19 protein-coding genes are annotated in these 15,944 nt (G+C 52.9%); 6 read left to right on the top strand and 13 right to left on the bottom strand.

Going from position 1 to position 15,944, the window contains the following annotated elements:
- The first annotated feature begins 31 nt into the window (after window positions 1–31).
- Entirely contained in the window at window positions 32–1,255 is a 1,224-nt protein-coding gene (gene pepT, locus ACQG0T_RS08550) for a peptidase T (RefSeq protein WP_006809220.1), read from the top strand.
- Window positions 1,256–1,345: 90 nt separating this feature from the next.
- On the opposite strand, the gene ACQG0T_RS08555 is transcribed toward pepT, so the two are convergent.
- The 3 genes from ACQG0T_RS08555 to phoP form a co-directional block, all read right to left on the bottom strand.
- Entirely contained in the window at window positions 1,346–2,467 is a 1,122-nt protein-coding gene (locus ACQG0T_RS08555; protein ID WP_252051429.1) for a cupin domain-containing protein, read from the bottom strand.
- 91 nt (window positions 2,468–2,558) lie between these two features.
- Window positions 2,559–4,022 carry a two-component system sensor histidine kinase PhoQ gene (gene phoQ, locus ACQG0T_RS08560; RefSeq protein ID WP_015570801.1) on the bottom strand — a complete coding sequence of 488 codons (1,464 nt, stop codon included), beginning with the start codon at window positions 4,020–4,022 and terminating at the stop codon, window positions 2,559–2,561.
- Entirely contained in the window at window positions 4,023–4,694 is a 672-nt protein-coding gene (gene phoP / locus ACQG0T_RS08565; RefSeq protein WP_026094318.1) for a two-component system response regulator PhoP, read from the bottom strand.
- 413 nt (window positions 4,695–5,107) lie between these two features.
- Here phoP and ACQG0T_RS08570 point away from each other — a divergent pair, with 413 nt between their 5' ends.
- Window positions 5,108–5,563, top strand: a complete 456-nt coding sequence (locus ACQG0T_RS08570) for a hypothetical protein (protein WP_426723758.1) — start codon at window positions 5,108–5,110, stop codon at window positions 5,561–5,563.
- Between the two features lie 86 nt (window positions 5,564–5,649).
- Here the strand turns inward: ACQG0T_RS08570 and purB are convergent, their stop codons facing one another.
- Genes purB through rluE form a run of 5 tightly spaced genes read right to left on the bottom strand, consistent with a single transcriptional unit; the run spans window position 5,650 to window position 9,985 of the window.
- Window positions 5,650–7,020 (bottom strand): adenylosuccinate lyase, encoded by a 1,371-nt coding sequence (gene purB / locus ACQG0T_RS08575; RefSeq protein WP_017693620.1) that lies wholly within the window; start codon window positions 7,018–7,020, stop codon window positions 5,650–5,652.
- Window positions 7,021–7,039: 19 nt separating this feature from the next.
- Window positions 7,040–7,669 carry a high frequency lysogenization protein HflD gene (gene hflD, locus ACQG0T_RS08580; RefSeq protein WP_006809213.1) on the bottom strand — a complete coding sequence of 210 codons (630 nt, stop codon included), beginning with the start codon at window positions 7,667–7,669 and terminating at the stop codon, window positions 7,040–7,042.
- Between the two features lie 27 nt (window positions 7,670–7,696).
- Window positions 7,697–8,809, bottom strand: coding sequence for a tRNA 2-thiouridine(34) synthase MnmA (gene mnmA / locus ACQG0T_RS08585; protein WP_032103856.1), 1,113 nt, complete (start codon window positions 8,807–8,809; stop codon window positions 7,697–7,699).
- Between the two features lie 40 nt (window positions 8,810–8,849).
- On the bottom strand, window positions 8,850–9,323 hold the full coding sequence (locus ACQG0T_RS08590) for an NUDIX hydrolase (RefSeq protein ID WP_015570797.1): 474 nt from the start codon (window positions 9,321–9,323) through the stop codon (window positions 8,850–8,852).
- Entirely contained in the window at window positions 9,323–9,985 is a 663-nt protein-coding gene (gene rluE / locus ACQG0T_RS08595) for a 23S rRNA pseudouridine(2457) synthase RluE (protein ID WP_148385697.1), read from the bottom strand. Before rluE ends, ACQG0T_RS08590 begins: the two co-directional genes overlap by 1 nt.
- Window positions 9,986–10,102: 117 nt before the next feature.
- Here rluE and icd point away from each other — a divergent pair, with 117 nt between their 5' ends.
- Together icd and ACQG0T_RS08605 are read left to right on the top strand one after the other, a co-directional pair.
- Window positions 10,103–11,353 (top strand): NADP-dependent isocitrate dehydrogenase, encoded by a 1,251-nt coding sequence (gene icd, locus ACQG0T_RS08600; RefSeq protein WP_003857898.1) that lies wholly within the window; start codon window positions 10,103–10,105, stop codon window positions 11,351–11,353.
- Between the two features lie 75 nt (window positions 11,354–11,428).
- Window positions 11,429–11,674 carry a YmjA family protein gene (locus tag ACQG0T_RS08605; RefSeq protein WP_022650806.1) on the top strand — a complete coding sequence of 82 codons (246 nt, stop codon included), beginning with the start codon at window positions 11,429–11,431 and terminating at the stop codon, window positions 11,672–11,674.
- 4 nt (window positions 11,675–11,678) lie between these two features.
- Here the strand turns inward: ACQG0T_RS08605 and ACQG0T_RS08610 are convergent, their stop codons facing one another.
- Both ACQG0T_RS08610 and yncL read right to left on the bottom strand, forming a co-directional pair.
- Window positions 11,679–13,178, bottom strand: a complete 1,500-nt coding sequence (locus tag ACQG0T_RS08610; RefSeq protein ID WP_023296321.1) for an EAL domain-containing protein — start codon at window positions 13,176–13,178, stop codon at window positions 11,679–11,681.
- 124 nt (window positions 13,179–13,302) lie between these two features.
- Window positions 13,303–13,395, bottom strand: a complete 93-nt coding sequence (gene yncL / locus ACQG0T_RS08615) for a stress response membrane protein YncL (RefSeq protein ID WP_071524166.1) — start codon at window positions 13,393–13,395, stop codon at window positions 13,303–13,305.
- A 369-nt stretch (window positions 13,396–13,764) separates the two neighbouring features.
- Here yncL and ACQG0T_RS08620 point away from each other — a divergent pair, with 369 nt between their 5' ends.
- Window positions 13,765–14,013 carry a GlsB/YeaQ/YmgE family stress response membrane protein gene (locus tag ACQG0T_RS08620; protein ID WP_003857896.1) on the top strand — a complete coding sequence of 83 codons (249 nt, stop codon included), beginning with the start codon at window positions 13,765–13,767 and terminating at the stop codon, window positions 14,011–14,013.
- Window positions 14,014–14,066: 53 nt separating this feature from the next.
- Here the strand turns inward: ACQG0T_RS08620 and yoaJ are convergent, their stop codons facing one another.
- From yoaJ to ACQG0T_RS08635, 3 genes are read right to left on the bottom strand one after another with little or no spacing between them, the layout of a single operon-like run.
- Complete coding sequence (yoaJ, locus tag ACQG0T_RS08625) at window positions 14,067–14,141, bottom strand: protein YoaJ (RefSeq protein ID WP_015570794.1); 75 nt, start codon at window positions 14,139–14,141, stop codon at window positions 14,067–14,069.
- Complete coding sequence (locus tag ACQG0T_RS08630; protein WP_015570793.1) at window positions 14,142–14,240, bottom strand: YoaK family small membrane protein; 99 nt, start codon at window positions 14,238–14,240, stop codon at window positions 14,142–14,144.
- Between the two features lie 45 nt (window positions 14,241–14,285).
- A complete protein-coding gene (locus ACQG0T_RS08635; RefSeq protein ID WP_045344202.1) occupies window positions 14,286–15,314 on the bottom strand; it encodes a sensor domain-containing diguanylate cyclase in 1,029 nt (342 codons plus the stop codon).
- Window positions 15,315–15,625: 311 nt separating this feature from the next.
- Between ACQG0T_RS08635 and ACQG0T_RS08640 the strand changes: the two genes are divergently transcribed.
- Complete coding sequence (locus ACQG0T_RS08640; protein ID WP_015570791.1) at window positions 15,626–15,880, top strand: putative hemolysin; 255 nt, start codon at window positions 15,626–15,628, stop codon at window positions 15,878–15,880.
- Window positions 15,881–15,944 lie beyond the last annotated feature (64 nt).

Genomic DNA, 15,944 nt, shown 5'->3' on the forward strand with positions numbered 1-15,944 from the left:
TAATGTTGTCACAAAAAGTGAGGGTGACTGCATGGATAAACTACTTGAGCGTTTCTTACATTACGTTTCGCTGGATACCCAATCTAAGCCGGGGGTCCGACAGGTGCCAAGCACCGAAGGCCAGTGGAAGCTGCTAAATCTGCTGAAAGAGCAGCTGGAGGCCATGGGGCTGGTTGATGTCACGCTCAGCGAAAAAGGGACCGTGATGGGAACGCTGCCGGCGAATATTGACGGCGATATCCCGGCAATTGGCTTTATTTCTCATGTCGATACCTCACCTGATTTTAGCGGTAAACACGTAAACCCGCAGATTGTTGAAAACTACCGCGGCGGTGATATTGCGCTGGGCATTGGCGACGAAGTGCTGTCGCCGGTGATGTTCCCGGTACTGCATCAGCTGCTGGGGCAGACGTTAATCACCACTGACGGCAAAACCTTGCTGGGGGCCGATGACAAAGCGGGCATCGCCGAGATCATGACGGCGCTGGCGGTGCTGAAGGGCAAAAATATCCCACATGGCGATATCCGCGTGGCCTTCACGCCGGATGAAGAGGTTGGAAAAGGCGCAAAACACTTTGACGTTGAGGCGTTTAACGCGCAGTGGGCCTACACCGTCGACGGTGGCGGCGTGGGTGAACTGGAGTATGAAAACTTTAACGCGGCATCGGTAACGATCAAAATCGTCGGGAATAACGTGCACCCGGGGTCTGCGAAAGGGGTGATGGTGAATGCGCTGTCGCTGGCTGCGCGTATTCATGCGGAAGTGCCCGCCGAAGAGAGCCCGGAGATGACGGAAGGGTATGAGGGTTTTTATCATCTGACCAGCATCAAGGGGACCGTGGACAGCGCGCAGATGCACTATATTGTCCGCGATTTCGACCGCAAAGCCTTTGAAGCGCGCAAACGTAAGATGATGGAGATCGCGAAAAAGGTCGGCAAGGGGCTGCATCCGGATTGCTATATTGAACTCATCATCGAAGACAGCTATTACAATATGCGCGATAAGGTGATGGAGCATCCGCATATTCTTGATATCGCCCAGCAGGCGATGCGCGATTGTGACATCGAGCCGGTGATGAAACCGATCCGTGGCGGTACCGATGGTTCACAGCTGTCGTTTATGGGCCTGCCGTGCCCGAACCTGTTTACCGGTGGATATAACTACCACGGCAAGCATGAGTTCGTGACGCTGGAAGGGATGGAGAAAGCGGTGCAGGTGATCGTGCGGATAGCGGAGTTAACCGCGAAGCGGTAATGTTTTATGCCGGGTGGCGGCTACGCCTTACCCGGCCTACATTTCGATCGTAGGCCCGGTAAGCGCAGCGTCACCGGGCATTAAAGCGGCTCAGTCCTCAAAAAACCAGTACCCGCTGTTCACCAGCGCGGCCAGCATGGCGAGGAAGGAGGGATCGTCCAGTGCGTCGCCAAAGGTATCCGCAGTCAGCACCATATGGCTGGCAATCGCTTCCAGCGCCGGGCGATGCGGAGAGTCCAGGCGCTCGCCGTTGACGAATACCTCTTCGCCAATGCGTAGTATGCGTAATCCGCCCAGACGAACCAGCTTATCGCCCTGCTGGAGCGCATCATAAATTTCAGCTGCCTGATACGGCGGCTCTGGCGGTGCGACGTCCAGTTCGTGACGCGACTGGCTGATAAACTCGCCAAACCACTGTCTGAAGTGCTCCGGTTCGTTGATCAGATCCAGCATCATCCCGCGCAGCTTATCCAGCTCCTCTGGCAGAATATCCGCCGGGTGCTCACGCGCCGGAACGTCCGGATCGCTGTAACGGTAGCTGCCCAGCTCACGCTGTAAAACATAGTCAGCAAATCCGCTGATCATCTCGCGCCCGCTTGGCGCGCGGAAACCAACCGAATAGTTCAGCGAGTTTTCCAGGGAATAACCTTCATGCGGGAAGCCCGGTGGGATATAAAGAATGTCACCTGGTTCCAGCTCTTCATCAATGATCCCTTCAAACGGATCAACCTGAAGCAGATCCGGGTGCGGGCAGTGCTGCTTCATTGGCACTTTTTCGCCCACGCGCCAGCGACGGCGACCGGTACCCTGAATGATAAACACGTCGTACTGATCCAGATGCGGACCCACGCCGCCACCGGGAACGGAGAAGGAGATCATCAGATCGTCCATTCGCCAGTCTGGCAGGGCGCGGAAGGGACGCATTAAGGCTGCGGTGGGTTCGTGCCAGTTGTTGACCGCCTGCACCAGTAAAGACCAGTTGTTTTCGCCCAGGTCATCGTAGCTTTCAAAGGGACCGTGGCTGACCTGCCATTTCCCGTCCTGGTGGCTCACCAGACGGCTGTCTACCTCGTTTTCCATCGCCAGACCAGCGAGTTCGTCAGGAGAAATAGGGTCGATAAAATTGCTGATCCCGCGTTTAAGAACGACCGGGCGTTTTTGCCAGTAACGTTCAATAAATTCGGGCCAGTTAAGCGTTAATTGATAATCCATATTTTTGTATTCCGCAGGCTCTTACTGAGACGGATTATAACGGAAGCACCGCCCCCTGACTGCGAGATCCGCGTATTTTTCACATTTCGGGTCAACTATCGTTCGATACGGGATGCTGGCGGCCAAAAATGACTTCCATACGGGCACCGCCCAGCAAACTTTCTCCGGTTTCAATCTTGCCCTCGTACTGATCGACGATTTCCCTGGCGACGGATAATCCGACGCCCTGGCCTGGCCGCAGCGTATCGGCGCGCTGGCCGCGATCGAACACCACTTCGCGTTTATTACGGGGAATGCCAGGACCATCATCCTCAACGATAATATGCAGTTCGTTATCCGTTACCCGCGCGGACACCTCGACAAACTCCAGACAATATTTGCAGGCGTTATCGAGCAGGTTTCCCATCACTTCCATAAAGTCATTTTTCTCACCGACAAAGCTAATTTCCGGTGAGATATCCAGACTGATGTTGACCCCTTTACGCTGGTACACCTTGTTCAGCGCAGAGGTGAGGTTATCCAGCAGCGGGGCTACCGGGTGCAGTTCACGGCTCAACAGGGCGCTTCCGGAACGCATGCTCGCGCGGTGCAGGTAATAGCCGATCTGCTGTGAAATACGGCTGATTTGTTCCAGCATCACCGGCTCGGCGTCATCCACGCTCATTTTCGAACTGCGCATGGAACGCAGGGTACTCTGCATCACGGCCAGCGGGGTTTTCAGGCTGTGCGTAAGGTCGGTGAGCGTCGTGCGATACTTGTCGTAGCGTTCACGTTCGCTTTTCAGCAGGCGGTTGAGGTTGCGCACCAGGCTGGTCAGCTCACGCGTGGTCTCCGGGTTTAGCTTCTCGCGGTGATGTTCCTCCAGCTCGCGCACCTCTTTGGCAAGGGATTCAATCGGGCGGAGGCTCCACCACGCAGCAACCCACAGGAGAGGGATCACCAGCAGCAGGTTGGCAGCCAGAACATACACAAACCAGTTCCAGACCATATACGAGCGTTTCAGCTCAACCGGTATGGTATCGATCACCACAATGGTTAACTGCGGCATGTTCAGGGTGGCGGGGTAAAGGTTGATGGCCACAGAGTGGGTCATCTCCGTGTCGTCATCTTCGGCACGGATCTCATTAAGCTTGATCTGTAAGGCGCGATCGTCACGCAGCAGGCTGCTGGTGGAGTTGAGGTCGGCTTCTATTTCATGAAAACCGTTGGTTTTCAGCCATTCCGGACGGATGCGCTTTTTCAACCACGGGACATCGCGCTGGGCCCAAAGCAATTTCCCTTTTTCATCATAGATCAGCGCCAGCGTCGGGCTCTGCTGATTCAGGTTTTCCGGCATCTCGACGGTGATTCGGTTGTTCTCCCACTTCGCCAGGGTATAAAACAGGTTACTTTCGCCGCGAAGCAGGCGGAAGGTGGTTTTATCGAAGCTCACGCTATAACCGACCAACGCCACCATCCCGTAAGAGAGCGACAGCACCAGCACGACGGCGGCGGTTGCCAGCAAAAAGCGAACCCGCAGCGAAAGGGGTAAAATGTGGCGCAATATCCCTTTCATTTAGCGTAATTCGAACAGGTAGCCCTGACCACGCACGGTGGTGATCACGTCATGCGGGTACTGCGCCTGAATTTTTTTACGCAGGCGACCCATCAGTACGTCAATGGTGTGGCTTTCGCGCAGCTCGGCATCCGGATAGAGCTGAAGCATAAGGGAATCTTTGCTCACCACTTTACCGTTGTTACGGATCAGCGTTTCCATGATGGTGTATTCGAATGCGGTCAGCTTGATCACTTCATCATTAATAGAAAATTCGCGGCGAGAGAGGTCCACCTGGAACGGCGGCAGAGAGATAACCTGTGACGCCAGCCCGCTGTTGCGGCGCAGCAGCGCCTGCATACGCGCGGCGACTTCTTCAATATGGAAGGGTTTGGTCACGTAGTCATCCGCGCCAGCGCTCAGGACTTCAACCTTGTCCTGCCAGCCTTCGCGGGCAGTCAGCACCAGCACCGGCAGGGAAACGTCATGGCTACGCCAGCGGCGGATAAGGGACAATCCGTCTTCATCCGGCAGCCCTAAATCGACAATGGCGATGTCCGGCAGGTGTTCATTGAGATAATAATCCGCCTCTTTTGCGTCTTCAGCATCATCCACCTGATGACCCATCTCCTGAAGTTGAACTTTCAGGTGATGACGTAGCAATGCGTTATCCTCAACAACCAGTACGCGCATCATCACTTCTCCCTTTATAAATGGTATGAATAGTTTAACGCTGATTATTCAGGTTGACACCAGCGCAATGAAATTAAATGATTTTTTTCATGCTCCCGAACACAGGGAGGCATTACGCCAGGCACCTGATTATTAAGTATGTTGACCTGAGCCTGGTTCATATCACCCACCCAACTCACGTAAGCCTCATGCGCCCCCAGCAGGCGCGGGTAATATAAACTGACTTGTTTTCGCAAGCTTTCGCAATCCCGATAAAACAGCCATCCGTTTATGAACTGTTGAAGGCGAGTCGCTTTTTGGACAGCACGGGCACGCCAGTTTTGTAAATATTGCCCTTTTTTTTGTAAGGATGTTCTCACTATGCCTGGCTTTGTCTACGCTTATTTTATGGTGCGAAATTAGATTTGCATAAGATGTGCCAGAAAAGCAGCATTTTTACACAACAAAACAGCAATATAGCGAGTAAAGAGGACTTTATGGAATGGAAGGTTGTTGAGACTATTGCGAGCCCGGAAAGCGGAACCATCTTTTGCAAAGTTGAAACACAGTATGGCCTGAATTATATCCTGTGGTTAAAGGGAGATTATTACGTTCGTACAGGTGAAATCATCACCACTTCAAACCAGGGGATCCTGATTAACGATCGGCGGCGTAGAGTATGGATAGCGCAGGCAATGCCCTTTACATCAATAGGCTGGATGGGGTTCAAACAGAAAAACGCGTGTCCAGGCAACCGACAGGAGATGGATCGCCCGTGCACGGCTGAAACCCCGTGCCAGTTCAAACTGTGCCCGTTCGGCTTAAAACGGTATATTCCGGAAAGTTATTTCACGGCAAAAAATAACATTCAGCCTGACGGCAGGCTCTAATCCCGGCAAAACAGATAATGTGACGTGAAATGTCGGCTCGATGATGTAAAGCAGCCCCCTTTCCAGGTGGAAAGGGGGAAGGGCGATTACTTCAGCTCGTCAACCATAGCGATGGCACGGCCAATATAGTTTGCCGGGGTCATCTCTTTCAGGCGCGCTTTTTCTTCTTCTGGCAGCGCCAGACCGTCGATAAACTGTTTCATACCTTCAGCATCAACACGTTTACCGCGGGTCAGCTCTTTGAGTTTCTCGTACGGTTTTTCGATGCCGTAACGACGCATCACGGTCTGAATCGGCTCCGCCAGCACTTCCCAGTTGTGATCCAGCTCGTCCAGCAGACGGTCGCGGTTAACTTCCAGTTTGCTCACACCTTTCAGGGTGGACTGGTAGGCGATCAGCGCGTAGCCAATACCTACGCCCAGGTTACGCAGCACCGTGGAGTCAGTCAGGTCGCGCTGCCAGCGGGAGACCGGCAGCTTGCTCGCCATATGCTGCAACACGGCATTCGCCAGACCCAGGTTACCTTCGGAGTTTTCGAAGTCGATTGGGTTCACTTTGTGCGGCATGGTGGACGAACCGATTTCCCCGGCGATGGTCTTCTGCTTGAAGTGGTTCAGGGCGATGTAACCCCATACATCACGATCGAAGTCGATCAGGATGGTGTTGAAGCGCGCAATGCAGTCAAACAGCTCGGCGATGTAGTCGTGCGGCTCAATTTGGGTGGTGTACGGGTTCCACTGGATCCCCAGAGAGGTCACAAACTCTTCGCTGAACTGGTGCCAGTCCACTTCCGGGTACGCGGCGATGTGGGCGTTGTAGTTACCCACCGCGCCGTTGATTTTGCCGAGGATCTCAACCTGCTCCAGCTGACGATACTGGCGTTCCATGCGGTACGCCACGTTCGCCATCTCTTTACCCATGGTGGATGGGGTTGCTGGCTGGCCGTGAGTACGGGACAGCAGCGGAATGTCGCGGTATTCCACGGACAGCGCTTTCACCGCATCAATGATTTTACGCCAGTAAGGGAGTACTACCTCTTTCCGCGCGGTAGAGAGCATCAGCGCGTGAGACAGGTTGTTAATATCTTCAGACGTACAGGCGAAGTGAATAAATTCAGATACCGCGTGCAGGGCAGGGACGCTTGCCACTTTCTCTTTCAGGAAGTATTCAACCGCTTTCACGTCGTGGTTGGTGGTGCGTTCGATGGTTTTAATGCGCGCGGCATCTTCTTCGCTGAACTCAGCAACGATTTTATCAAGGTAATCGTTTGCCTTTGCGTCAAAAGCAGGAACTTCCTTGATTGCTGTCTGGGCGGCCAGCTTTTGCAGCCAGCGTACTTCAACCTGAACACGGAACTTCAGCAGGCCATATTCGCTGAAGATCCCGCGCAGCGCGCTGACTTTATCGCCGTAGCGTCCATCGACAGGGGATACGGCGGTCAGTGAGGATAATTCCATAATTCGCAACTCCGGGAGGTTAACAATGAGCAAGAATTTGTTTTGCCTGAGTCGTCAGGCGATGACGAGAAAACATTAACTGTAGGCGGCCACCGCCGACCTGTTGCCACAGCACGGCGGCACGGATGCCTGCCAGCAGCGAAGCGCGTACCTTCGCCTGTACCTGTGGGCTTTGCAATACGGCAGGCGAACCGGTGACCTGAATACGCGGGCCGAGCGGGCTAATCACGTCAACGTAGATACCGGCCATCGCGCTGAGCAGGGTCTCAGACTGGAGGTCAAAGTGGTCGAGCTGGCGCTGTAGCCCGGCGATGCGGTCGCCCAGGGTATTCATTGCGCCTTTTGCCGCATTAAGCTTACGTTCCAGCACCATCAGGCTTAAGGTGTAGCGGGTCAGTTCCGCGTTCAACCCCTGACGGTTGCTGGCGTTGAGCACGCCGAGCAGAGTTTCAAGACCGAGACGAAGATTGGTTTCACTGCCGCCAAAGACGCCCAGCGTGGAGCCTGGGTTAAGATCGATAACGCTGTTGAGTGAAACGTGCAGGGCATCAGCGTCGCAATGACCCTGATGCGCCAGCTGTTGCACCAGACGGGCTGACTGGCAAATTCCCGCCAGCGCCAGGGTGATGTCATAATAGTTCTTCGCCACACGGTCTCCTTTATGTGTGCAAACGGTTTAAACAGCAGGCAGCGGCAGGCGCTGTTCAATGATCCCACCGCCGAGGCAAATTTCGCCGCTGTAGAAAACAGCAGACTGGCCAGGGGTAACGGCGGAAACCGGCTCGTCGAAACGCACGTCAATGCGATCGTCATCCAGTGCGGTTACGGTGCAAGGGATGTCCGTCTGGCGGTAGCGCGTTTTCACTGTGCAGCGTAGCGTGCCTTTCAGCGGCTCGCGATCGACCCAGTGCAGCTGTTGCGCGATCAGTCCAACGGACATCAGGCGCGGGTGGTCGTGACCCTGAGCCACAACCAGAATATTGTTTTCGACGTCTTTGTCGACCACGTACCACGGATCTTCGCTGCCCTCTTTGGTGCCGCCGATACCCAGACCTTTACGCTGGCCGAGAGTGTGGTACATCAGCCCCTGGTGCTGACCAATCTCATCGCCGTCAACGGTGACGATTTTGCCCGGCTGTGCAGGCAGGTAGCGCCCCAGGAACTCGCGGAATTTACGCTCGCCGATAAAACAAATACCGGTGGAGTCTTTTTTCTTCGCGGTGATCAGATCCAGATCTTCAGCAATCTTACGCACTTCCGGCTTTTCCAGCTCGCCGACCGGGAACAGGCTCTGGGCAATCTGTTCGTGGCTCAGCGTATAGAGGAAGTAGCTCTGATCTTTGTTGCCGTCCAGGCCGCGCAGCAGCTGGCTTTTGCCATTCACATCCGCGCGACGCACGTAGTGGCCGGTCGCAATGTAGTCTGCGCCCAGGTCTTCCGCGGCGAATTCCAGGAAGGCTTTGAATTTGATCTCTTTGTTGCACAGGATATCCGGGTTTGGCGTGCGGCCCGCTTTGTACTCTTCGAGGAAGAGTTCAAAAACGTTGTCCCAGTATTCTGCGGCAAAGTTAACGGTGTGCAGTTCGATGCCGAGCTTATCGCACACGGCCTGCGCATCGGCGAGATCCGCAGCGGCAGTGCAGTATTCCTCGCCATCGTCTTCCTCCCAGTTCTTCATGAACAGGCCCTCCACCTTATAGCCCTGTTGCTGCAACAGGTAGGCGGAAACGGAGGAATCGACACCGCCGGACATGCCGACGATTACTTTTTTCTGGCTGTTATCTGACATGGAATACTCACGACATTGAACTTCAAGGCGGCGTATTCTATCACGCCCCCCCACCATTGACACCCTCTGTAAACGGCCAGTTAAACTCTGCAATGATATCCAGCGGCAGGCGCGCCGCAGACTGCCAGCAGCGGATGCTTTCCGCCACCAGCGGCGAACGCAGGTTTGGCGCGTTCAGGATCTCCTCGGCAGTCACCCACAGGCAGCGATCGATATCGTCGTCGTGCGGTTCAGTGGCGCACGTTTCGTTAAGTTCAACGGCGAATAAGAAGCGCAGGAAAGGCGTCTGGTCAGGCGCTATCCACTGATGCATACGGATAAAATGCTGCGGTTCGGCGCGGATACCCGTCTCCTCCCACAGCTCACGGGCTGCCGCCTGGCGTAAGGTTTCATTGGCTTCAAGATGCCCGGCAGGCTGGTTCCACAGCGCTTTGCCGTTGATGGTCTCTTCCACCACCAGGAATTTCCCCTGCGCATGGACCACGCAGGCGACCGTAACATGAGGTTTAAACATCAGATCTCCTTAGGGGTAACATCCCGCCATTCCCCGTTTGCCAGCGAGTCCAGCGTGTAGCTGCCCATGGCATAGCGAATGAGTCGCAGGGTAGGGAAGCCCACATGCGCAGTCATGCGCCTGACCTGTCGGTTGCGGCCTTCATAAAGGGTGATTTTAAGCCAGCTGGTGGGAATGGATTTCCGCTCACGAATCGGCGGGTTGCGCGGCCATAGCCACTCGGGTTCATTCACGCGCTCAATACCAGCCGGCAGGGTGGGACCGTCGTTCAGCGTTACGCCGTTACGCAGTTTTGCCAGCGACGCGTCGTCCGGCTCGCCTTCAACCTGCACAAAGTAAATTTTCCCGGTACGCTTGCCCGGCTGAGTGAGCCTGGCCTGGAGCACGCCGTCATTGGTGAGCACCAGCAACCCTTCGCTGTCACGATCCAGACGTCCCGCCGCGTACACTCCCTGAACGGGAATAAAGTCCTTCAGCGTGCTGCGCCCGGCCTCGTCGGTAAACTGTGGCAATACATCGTAGGGTTTATTGAACAGTATGACCCGCGTTGGCTGGGGTTCTGGCGTTCTTCTGGTGGCTTGTCGTGAGCTGAATCGCTCAACCCGGTGTTTTCTAAAAGAAGTTTTCGTCATGGTATTTTCAGGCGTTATCAATTGCCGCATTATAGCCTAATAACGAAGACCTTTCATGGCGTCGGACAATCAGGTACTATCGGAAGGCTCATTACAATTTATTAACATAAGATCAGTAACAACCAGAAGCGCTCGAAGGAGAGGTTAATGGAAAGCAAAGTAGTTGTTCCGGCGGAAGGTAAAAAGATCACCCTGCAAAACGGCAAGATTAACGTTCCTCACAACCCGATTATCCCGTTCATTGAAGGCGACGGTATCGGCGTAGACGTTACCCCGGCAATGCTGAAAGTGGTTGATGCCGCTGTTGAGAAAGCCTACAAAGGCGAGCGTAAAATTTCCTGGATGGAAATTTACACCGGTGAAAAATCGACTCAAGTTTATGGCCAGGACGTCTGGCTGCCAGCCGAAACGCTGGACCTGATCCGCGACTATCGCGTTGCTATCAAAGGCCCTCTGACCACGCCAGTTGGCGGCGGCATTCGCTCCCTGAACGTGGCGCTGCGTCAGGAACTGGATCTATATGTGTGTCTGCGTCCGGTGCGTTACTACCAGGGCACCCCAAGCCCGGTTAAGCACCCGGAACTGACCGACATGGTTATCTTCCGTGAAAACTCAGAAGACATCTACGCCGGTATCGAATGGAAAGCGGACTCTGCTGATGCAGAAAAAGTGATTAAATTCCTGCGCGAAGAGATGGGCGTGAAGAAAATTCGCTTCCCTGAGCATTGCGGCATCGGCATCAAGCCATGCTCCGAAGAAGGGACCAAGCGTCTGGTGCGTGCCGCCATCGAATACGCTATCACCAACGATCGTGACTCTGTGACCCTGGTTCACAAAGGCAACATCATGAAGTTCACCGAAGGCGCGTTCAAAGACTGGGGCTACCAGCTGGCGACCGAAGAGTTCGGCGGTGAACTGATCGACGGCGGCCCATGGCAGAAAATTAAGAACCCGAACACCGGTAAAGAGATCATCATTAAAGATGTGATTGCCGATGCGTTCCTGCAACAGATCCTGCTGCGACCTGCTGAGTATGACGTGATCGCCTGTATGAACCTGAATGGTGACTACATCTCCGATGCGCTGGCCGCGCAAGTGGGTGGTATCGGTATCGCCCCGGGCGCGAACATCGGTGACGAGTGCGCCCTGTTCGAAGCAACTCACGGTACTGCACCTAAATACGCAGGCCAGGACAAAGTCAACCCAGGCTCTATCATTCTGTCCGCAGAGATGATGCTGCGTCATATGGAATGGTTCGAAGCCGCAGACCTGATCGTTAAGGGTATGGAAGGCGCGATTAACGCGAAAACCGTCACCTATGACTTTGAACGTCTGATGGAAGGCGCTAAACTGCTGAAATGCTCAGAGTTTGGCGACGCGATTATCGCGAACATGTAATCCACTCGCTGGGTTAAATGACAACGGGAGCCTGAGGGTTCCCGTTTTTTATGCACACAAGACGGAAACAACGCTATGACCCATGATATCCCGCTCAAGTATTATGACATCGTCGACGAGTATGCGACTGAAACGGCGAAACCGGTAGAAGAGGCAGAGCGTACGCCGCTGGCACACTATTTCCAGCTGCTGCTCACTCGCTTATACAACAATGAGGAAATCAGTGAAGAGGCGCAGCGGGAGATGGCTGTCCAGGCGGAGATAGACGAAGCGCGCATTGACGATATTGCGAACTTCCTGAATCAGTGGGGCAATGAATAACGCGTCATCGCGCTGAGTCTGCCAGCAGCCTGGCGAGGTCGTGCCGGGTTAGCGACTTCGAAAAGTACCAGCCTTGTACGAGGGCATCGGGGTATCTCTGCGCGATGAACTGATATTGCGTTTCGCTTTCAACCCCTTCAAAAACAAGGGTTTTGTGCAGTTTAGCTAGCGCGTCGCTGAAGATCACCAGGATATCCTGTTTATAGTGCTCGCTGATGCCGTCCACTAACGACTTATCCACCTTGATTTCGTCATATTTGAGATTTGATAGCCTGGCCAGATTAGAGTTTTGCACACCAAAATCGTCTATTGAAATTTTGACGCCTGCCGATTTAAGCTCCTCACAAAACTCTTCAAGGATGGCCGCGGTGGAAACGCCATTTTCGGATAACTCAACTTTGATTAACGATAAGGGAATCGCGTTCTCTGAGCATTCATGACGTAATACCGCCAGGAATTTGCCGTCTTCAATTTCCGTCCGGCCAACGTTCAGTGAAATCATTAACTGATGTTCAGCGGCCAGCGCGGCAATTTCCGCCAGGGATTTCTTTATCATGTTCTGATAATAAACGTTATACAGGCCAATTTTTTTAATTAACGGGATAAACAGCTCAGGAGAAACCTCTTTGTGATTGTTATCCTGCCATCTTGATAACACTTCAACCCCGACGATTTTCTTATCAGCAACCCGAATAACAGGCTGAAAATGAACGCTGATGGTATTCGCTTTTACCGCTTTGACCAGCGTTCGTTCCAGAGAACGTCGGTCTTCATAAAGTCGAAGAGAAAACAGCGTCAGGGATACCCAGATAAAGTATAAAAACAAGCACAGAAGCACCATCACTACGTGGGAGAGCGAAGCCAGTCCGGCATCATGGTGTGTGACGGTAACGCACAAATCCCAGCGTGTACTGCACTCTGTCACAGCCAGCGTAAATAACAGAGACTGTAAGCGGCTGAAGTTTTCTGATGGCGGCGTAACGGTGAAAAAGGTGCGGCCGAAATCTTTAGTGGAAGAACGAAGCGAATAGTTGGCGGTAACGGGGGCAAATTTATCGTAGGCTGAACGGGAGGTGAAGATAATAAGGTGGTTATAGATTGTCGCATTGCCGACAAAGAAATCTTTCTGCGAAAACTGCGCCAGGCTGAATCCGTTCTGGGTATTGTGCAGCTCAGAGGGAAGGGCGATGGGATTTGCCAGCTTGCCCCAAAACGCGGTGCAGGTGATTTTCCCCTTTTCAATAAACCCCACATCGGCGAAATAGAGACTTCGCATCTTTAATTTTCGGTAGACGTTCAGACTGGCGCTATCGCATCCCTGCGCGGAGGTATTTTTAAGCGTACTGGCGATATTTTGCGTTAACTCTTCAGAATAGCTTAAGAGCGTGTGGGAGATCTCCCTCTGCCGGTTCTTTTGCTGCTCAGCGATAATGGCGTTAACCGCATACAGCGACAGGACGACCATAAAGGTTGAGATGATAGCAACGGCAATGGCCTTCTTCATTTTCCTGTTGTCCCACCACGTCCTGAGGTGCAGGGATCTTAACACAGGTCATAAAAGCTACAAGTACGAGAGTTGAGGCTGCACGAAATCGAAATGAAAGCCACCATGCCAGGCTCCTTTCATCTCAGAACCACTCAAACCGTGTTGAGAGCAGTAGCAGTAACGTACTGGCAGAAACAAGATTAAGGCAGATGACAAACTTGCTTGATACGTTCATGTTATCAACGTTTTTGTTGTTCAGTAGCCACAGAGAATAGCGTTTCACCTCCACTGAAGAAACGCCAGATTTTGGTGGGTTCGGGCAAAAAAAAGCCCACTCAAGAGTGGGCAAGAAATACTGGAAGCAATGTGAGCAATGTCGTACTGAATACCTGAGTGATTTGCTCAACTATTCAGTAATGAGAAAGATAATCTTTCTCAGTAAAAGATGCAACCCCACGATGAGTGTGGAACGGCATTTTTTTACTGCTCATATTTTAATCAAACGAACCGTGTGATTCTTATCACAAATTTCCTTTCTCAGATCCTGTGCTATCCTTTTCTGTGTCGTTGATTTAATGACAAAAACCATACAGAGAGGAAAGCTATGGGAATTTTATCCTGGATTATCTTTGGGCTGATTGCGGGGATCCTGGCGAAGTGGATTATGCCGGGCAAAGATGGCGGCGGTTTCATCGTCACGATCATTCTGGGGATTGTGGGTGCAGTCGTCGGTGGCTGGATCAGTACCCTGTTCGGCTTTGGCAGAGTTGATGGCTTCAACTTCGGCAGCTTTGTCGTCGCGGTGATTGGCGCGCTGGTTGTTCTGTTTATCTACAGAAAAATCAAAAGCTAAATCTGACCTGTGTTAAAAAAGGCTGCCTGACGGCGGCCTTTTTACTTTGGGCGTTACCACCAGCCTAACTGCGTACCGGCGACGGCCACGATGGCGACAATCAACATGATGATGGTCGTTTTTCTCATTTAAGCCCCCGGCGCGGCGTAACCGCCAAGGAAAAACCAGCCTAAAAACACCACCGCTGTGATAAAAATAACCACCGGAAAGAGGATCCCTATTCTCATGCCATCACCTGTTTGAGTTTGTATAAGGCCGTAGAGTGTACGGTTTTAATCTAACGCGACAAAGCCTGTTTTGCTTTTTCCTTTTTTATCCTGATACATCGCGAGGTCTGCGGTGCGCAGGGCGCTATCTTCATCCGTGCTGTGAGGATCAACAATAACGACGCCAAGGCTTGCGCCGGGATAAAGAATAGTGGCATTGCCTAACCCGTATTCGCCCGCAATAAGACCATTGAGGCGGGTTTTGATTGCGTTGACCTCTGTACTGGCGTCGCCATCATCGCTGTGACTCAGGCTGGCAACCAGAAATTCATCGCCGCCGAGCCGGCCAATAATCTCATCCTGCGTTTGCTCGTGAGTCAGCCGCTTGCCGACCTGTACGAGGAAGCGATCGCCCGCCTCATGCCCGTACTGGTCATTGATTCGCTTGAAATCATCGAGGTCAATAAAAGCCATCATGACGTTGCGGTTAAGATGGCGCGCCAGTGAGAACAGGGTGGTAAGGTTTTCAAAAATGGCGCGACGATTCGGCAGGCCGGTGAGGGCGTCGGTGTAAGAGTGAGCAATGAGCGCCGCATTTGCTTCGCGAAGCTGAAGCACAAGCGACTCTTTCTGAATGTACTGACCAATTAAACCGGCAAAGAGTCTGATCACCTGCTCGCCACGCTCGCTGAACTGTTTCTGTGCGGTGCTGGCAGCGCAAAGCGTGCCATACAGAGAACCGTCAGCCAAGTGAACCGGCACGCTCATATAGGTTGTAATGCCCAGTGCTTTGGCCGCTTCACACTCCGGCCAGCGGTCGGGCACCTCGTTACTGAACAACGTGTCGCTGTCGATGGCGCGCTTACACAGTGTTTCGTCCCAGGGCACGCTGAACCCTTCCGGGATCTGCATTTGCTTGCTGTTACGGGCATATAAAATGTGCTGCAAACGCGCATTGATATCGACTTTCGTCAGGTAGGTTGATTCCATATCCGTCACAATTTCCAGCATTTCCAGTAGCTGACGCACCAGACTGTCGAGAGATTGCTCAGTGGAGAGGGTTTCTGAAACACGGGCAAGAATGATATCTGACATGAGGCAGGATGACTCCCATGCAGAAGACCTCTGTATCTGCATGTTATGCTGAAAATATAGACTCCGGTCATAGTAAAACATGAACAGGATTAATTTTATAGATTCTTCTGAAGGCAGATGAGGGGAAGACTAAAAAAAGCCCCGATGTTGAGATCGGGGCAAAACATCTTGATTACGGAATGATGTTCTCTGGTCAGTGTGAGAACAGGCATCACTATAAGGGGGAATCGTGCAGGTTTAATGGAGAAATCATGGAGAAAACGGCGATGACCCGTTACTCTGACATTTTTACACCCTGAAGGATCATGATAATGAAATATCTTCTCCTGGCGCTGGTTTTACCGCTGGCCGCCTGCTCAACAAAGACAACCCCTCCTGATGCGCCTCAACCGCCGCACGCTATTGGTATGGCAAACCCGGCGTCAGTGTACTGTCTGGAGAAAGGGGGAGAGCAAATCCCTGTTCAAAGCCCGCAGGGCGTACGTACCGAGTGCAAATTGCCCGGCGGGGAAGTGATCGATGAATGGGATCTCTACCGCCGCGATCACCCGCAACCGACCAGATGACAACGGCAATAAAACTGCGATACACTTCTCTTTAGGATTATTCTTAGCCAGTTTCTGGCAGTAC

The sequence above is a fragment of the Enterobacter cloacae complex sp. 302F9 genome (assembly GCF_050030335.1).
GTDB classification, from domain to species: Bacteria; Pseudomonadota; Gammaproteobacteria; order Enterobacterales; family Enterobacteriaceae; genus Enterobacter; species Enterobacter hormaechei_C.

What these genes read in the sequence shown, in the direction of transcription:
- pepT (WP_006809220.1), top strand. Translation starts at nt 32, where the DNA reads ATGGATAAACTACTTGAGCGTTTCTTACATTACGTTTCGCTGGATACC.
- ACQG0T_RS08555 (WP_252051429.1), bottom strand. Translation starts at nt 2,467, where the DNA reads ATGGATTATCAATTAACGCTTAACTGGCCCGAATTTATTGAACGTTAC.
- phoQ (WP_015570801.1), bottom strand. Translation starts at nt 4,022, where the DNA reads ATGAAAGGGATATTGCGCCACATTTTACCCCTTTCGCTGCGGGTTCGC.
- phoP (WP_026094318.1), bottom strand. Translation starts at nt 4,694, where the DNA reads ATGCGCGTACTGGTTGTTGAGGATAACGCATTGCTACGTCATCACCTG.
- ACQG0T_RS08570 (WP_426723758.1), top strand. Translation starts at nt 5,108, where the DNA reads ATGTGCCAGAAAAGCAGCATTTTTACACAACAAAACAGCAATATAGCG.
- purB (WP_017693620.1), bottom strand. Translation starts at nt 7,020, where the DNA reads ATGGAATTATCCTCACTGACCGCCGTATCCCCTGTCGATGGACGCTAC.
- mnmA (WP_032103856.1), bottom strand. Translation starts at nt 8,809, where the DNA reads ATGTCAGATAACAGCCAGAAAAAAGTAATCGTCGGCATGTCCGGCGGT.
- ACQG0T_RS08590 (WP_015570797.1), bottom strand. Translation starts at nt 9,323, where the DNA reads ATGTTTAAACCTCATGTTACGGTCGCCTGCGTGGTCCATGCGCAGGGG.
- rluE (WP_148385697.1), bottom strand. Translation starts at nt 9,985, where the DNA reads ATGCGGCAATTGATAACGCCTGAAAATACCATGACGAAAACTTCTTTT.
- icd (WP_003857898.1), top strand. Translation starts at nt 10,103, where the DNA reads ATGGAAAGCAAAGTAGTTGTTCCGGCGGAAGGTAAAAAGATCACCCTG.
- ACQG0T_RS08605 (WP_022650806.1), top strand. Translation starts at nt 11,429, where the DNA reads ATGACCCATGATATCCCGCTCAAGTATTATGACATCGTCGACGAGTAT.
- ACQG0T_RS08610 (WP_023296321.1), bottom strand. Translation starts at nt 13,178, where the DNA reads ATGAAGAAGGCCATTGCCGTTGCTATCATCTCAACCTTTATGGTCGTC.
- yncL (WP_071524166.1), bottom strand. Translation starts at nt 13,395, where the DNA reads ATGAACGTATCAAGCAAGTTTGTCATCTGCCTTAATCTTGTTTCTGCC.
- ACQG0T_RS08620 (WP_003857896.1), top strand. Translation starts at nt 13,765, where the DNA reads ATGGGAATTTTATCCTGGATTATCTTTGGGCTGATTGCGGGGATCCTG.
- ACQG0T_RS08630 (WP_015570793.1), bottom strand. Translation starts at nt 14,240, where the DNA reads ATGAGAATAGGGATCCTCTTTCCGGTGGTTATTTTTATCACAGCGGTG.
- ACQG0T_RS08635 (WP_045344202.1), bottom strand. Translation starts at nt 15,314, where the DNA reads ATGTCAGATATCATTCTTGCCCGTGTTTCAGAAACCCTCTCCACTGAG.
- ACQG0T_RS08640 (WP_015570791.1), top strand. Translation starts at nt 15,626, where the DNA reads ATGAAATATCTTCTCCTGGCGCTGGTTTTACCGCTGGCCGCCTGCTCA.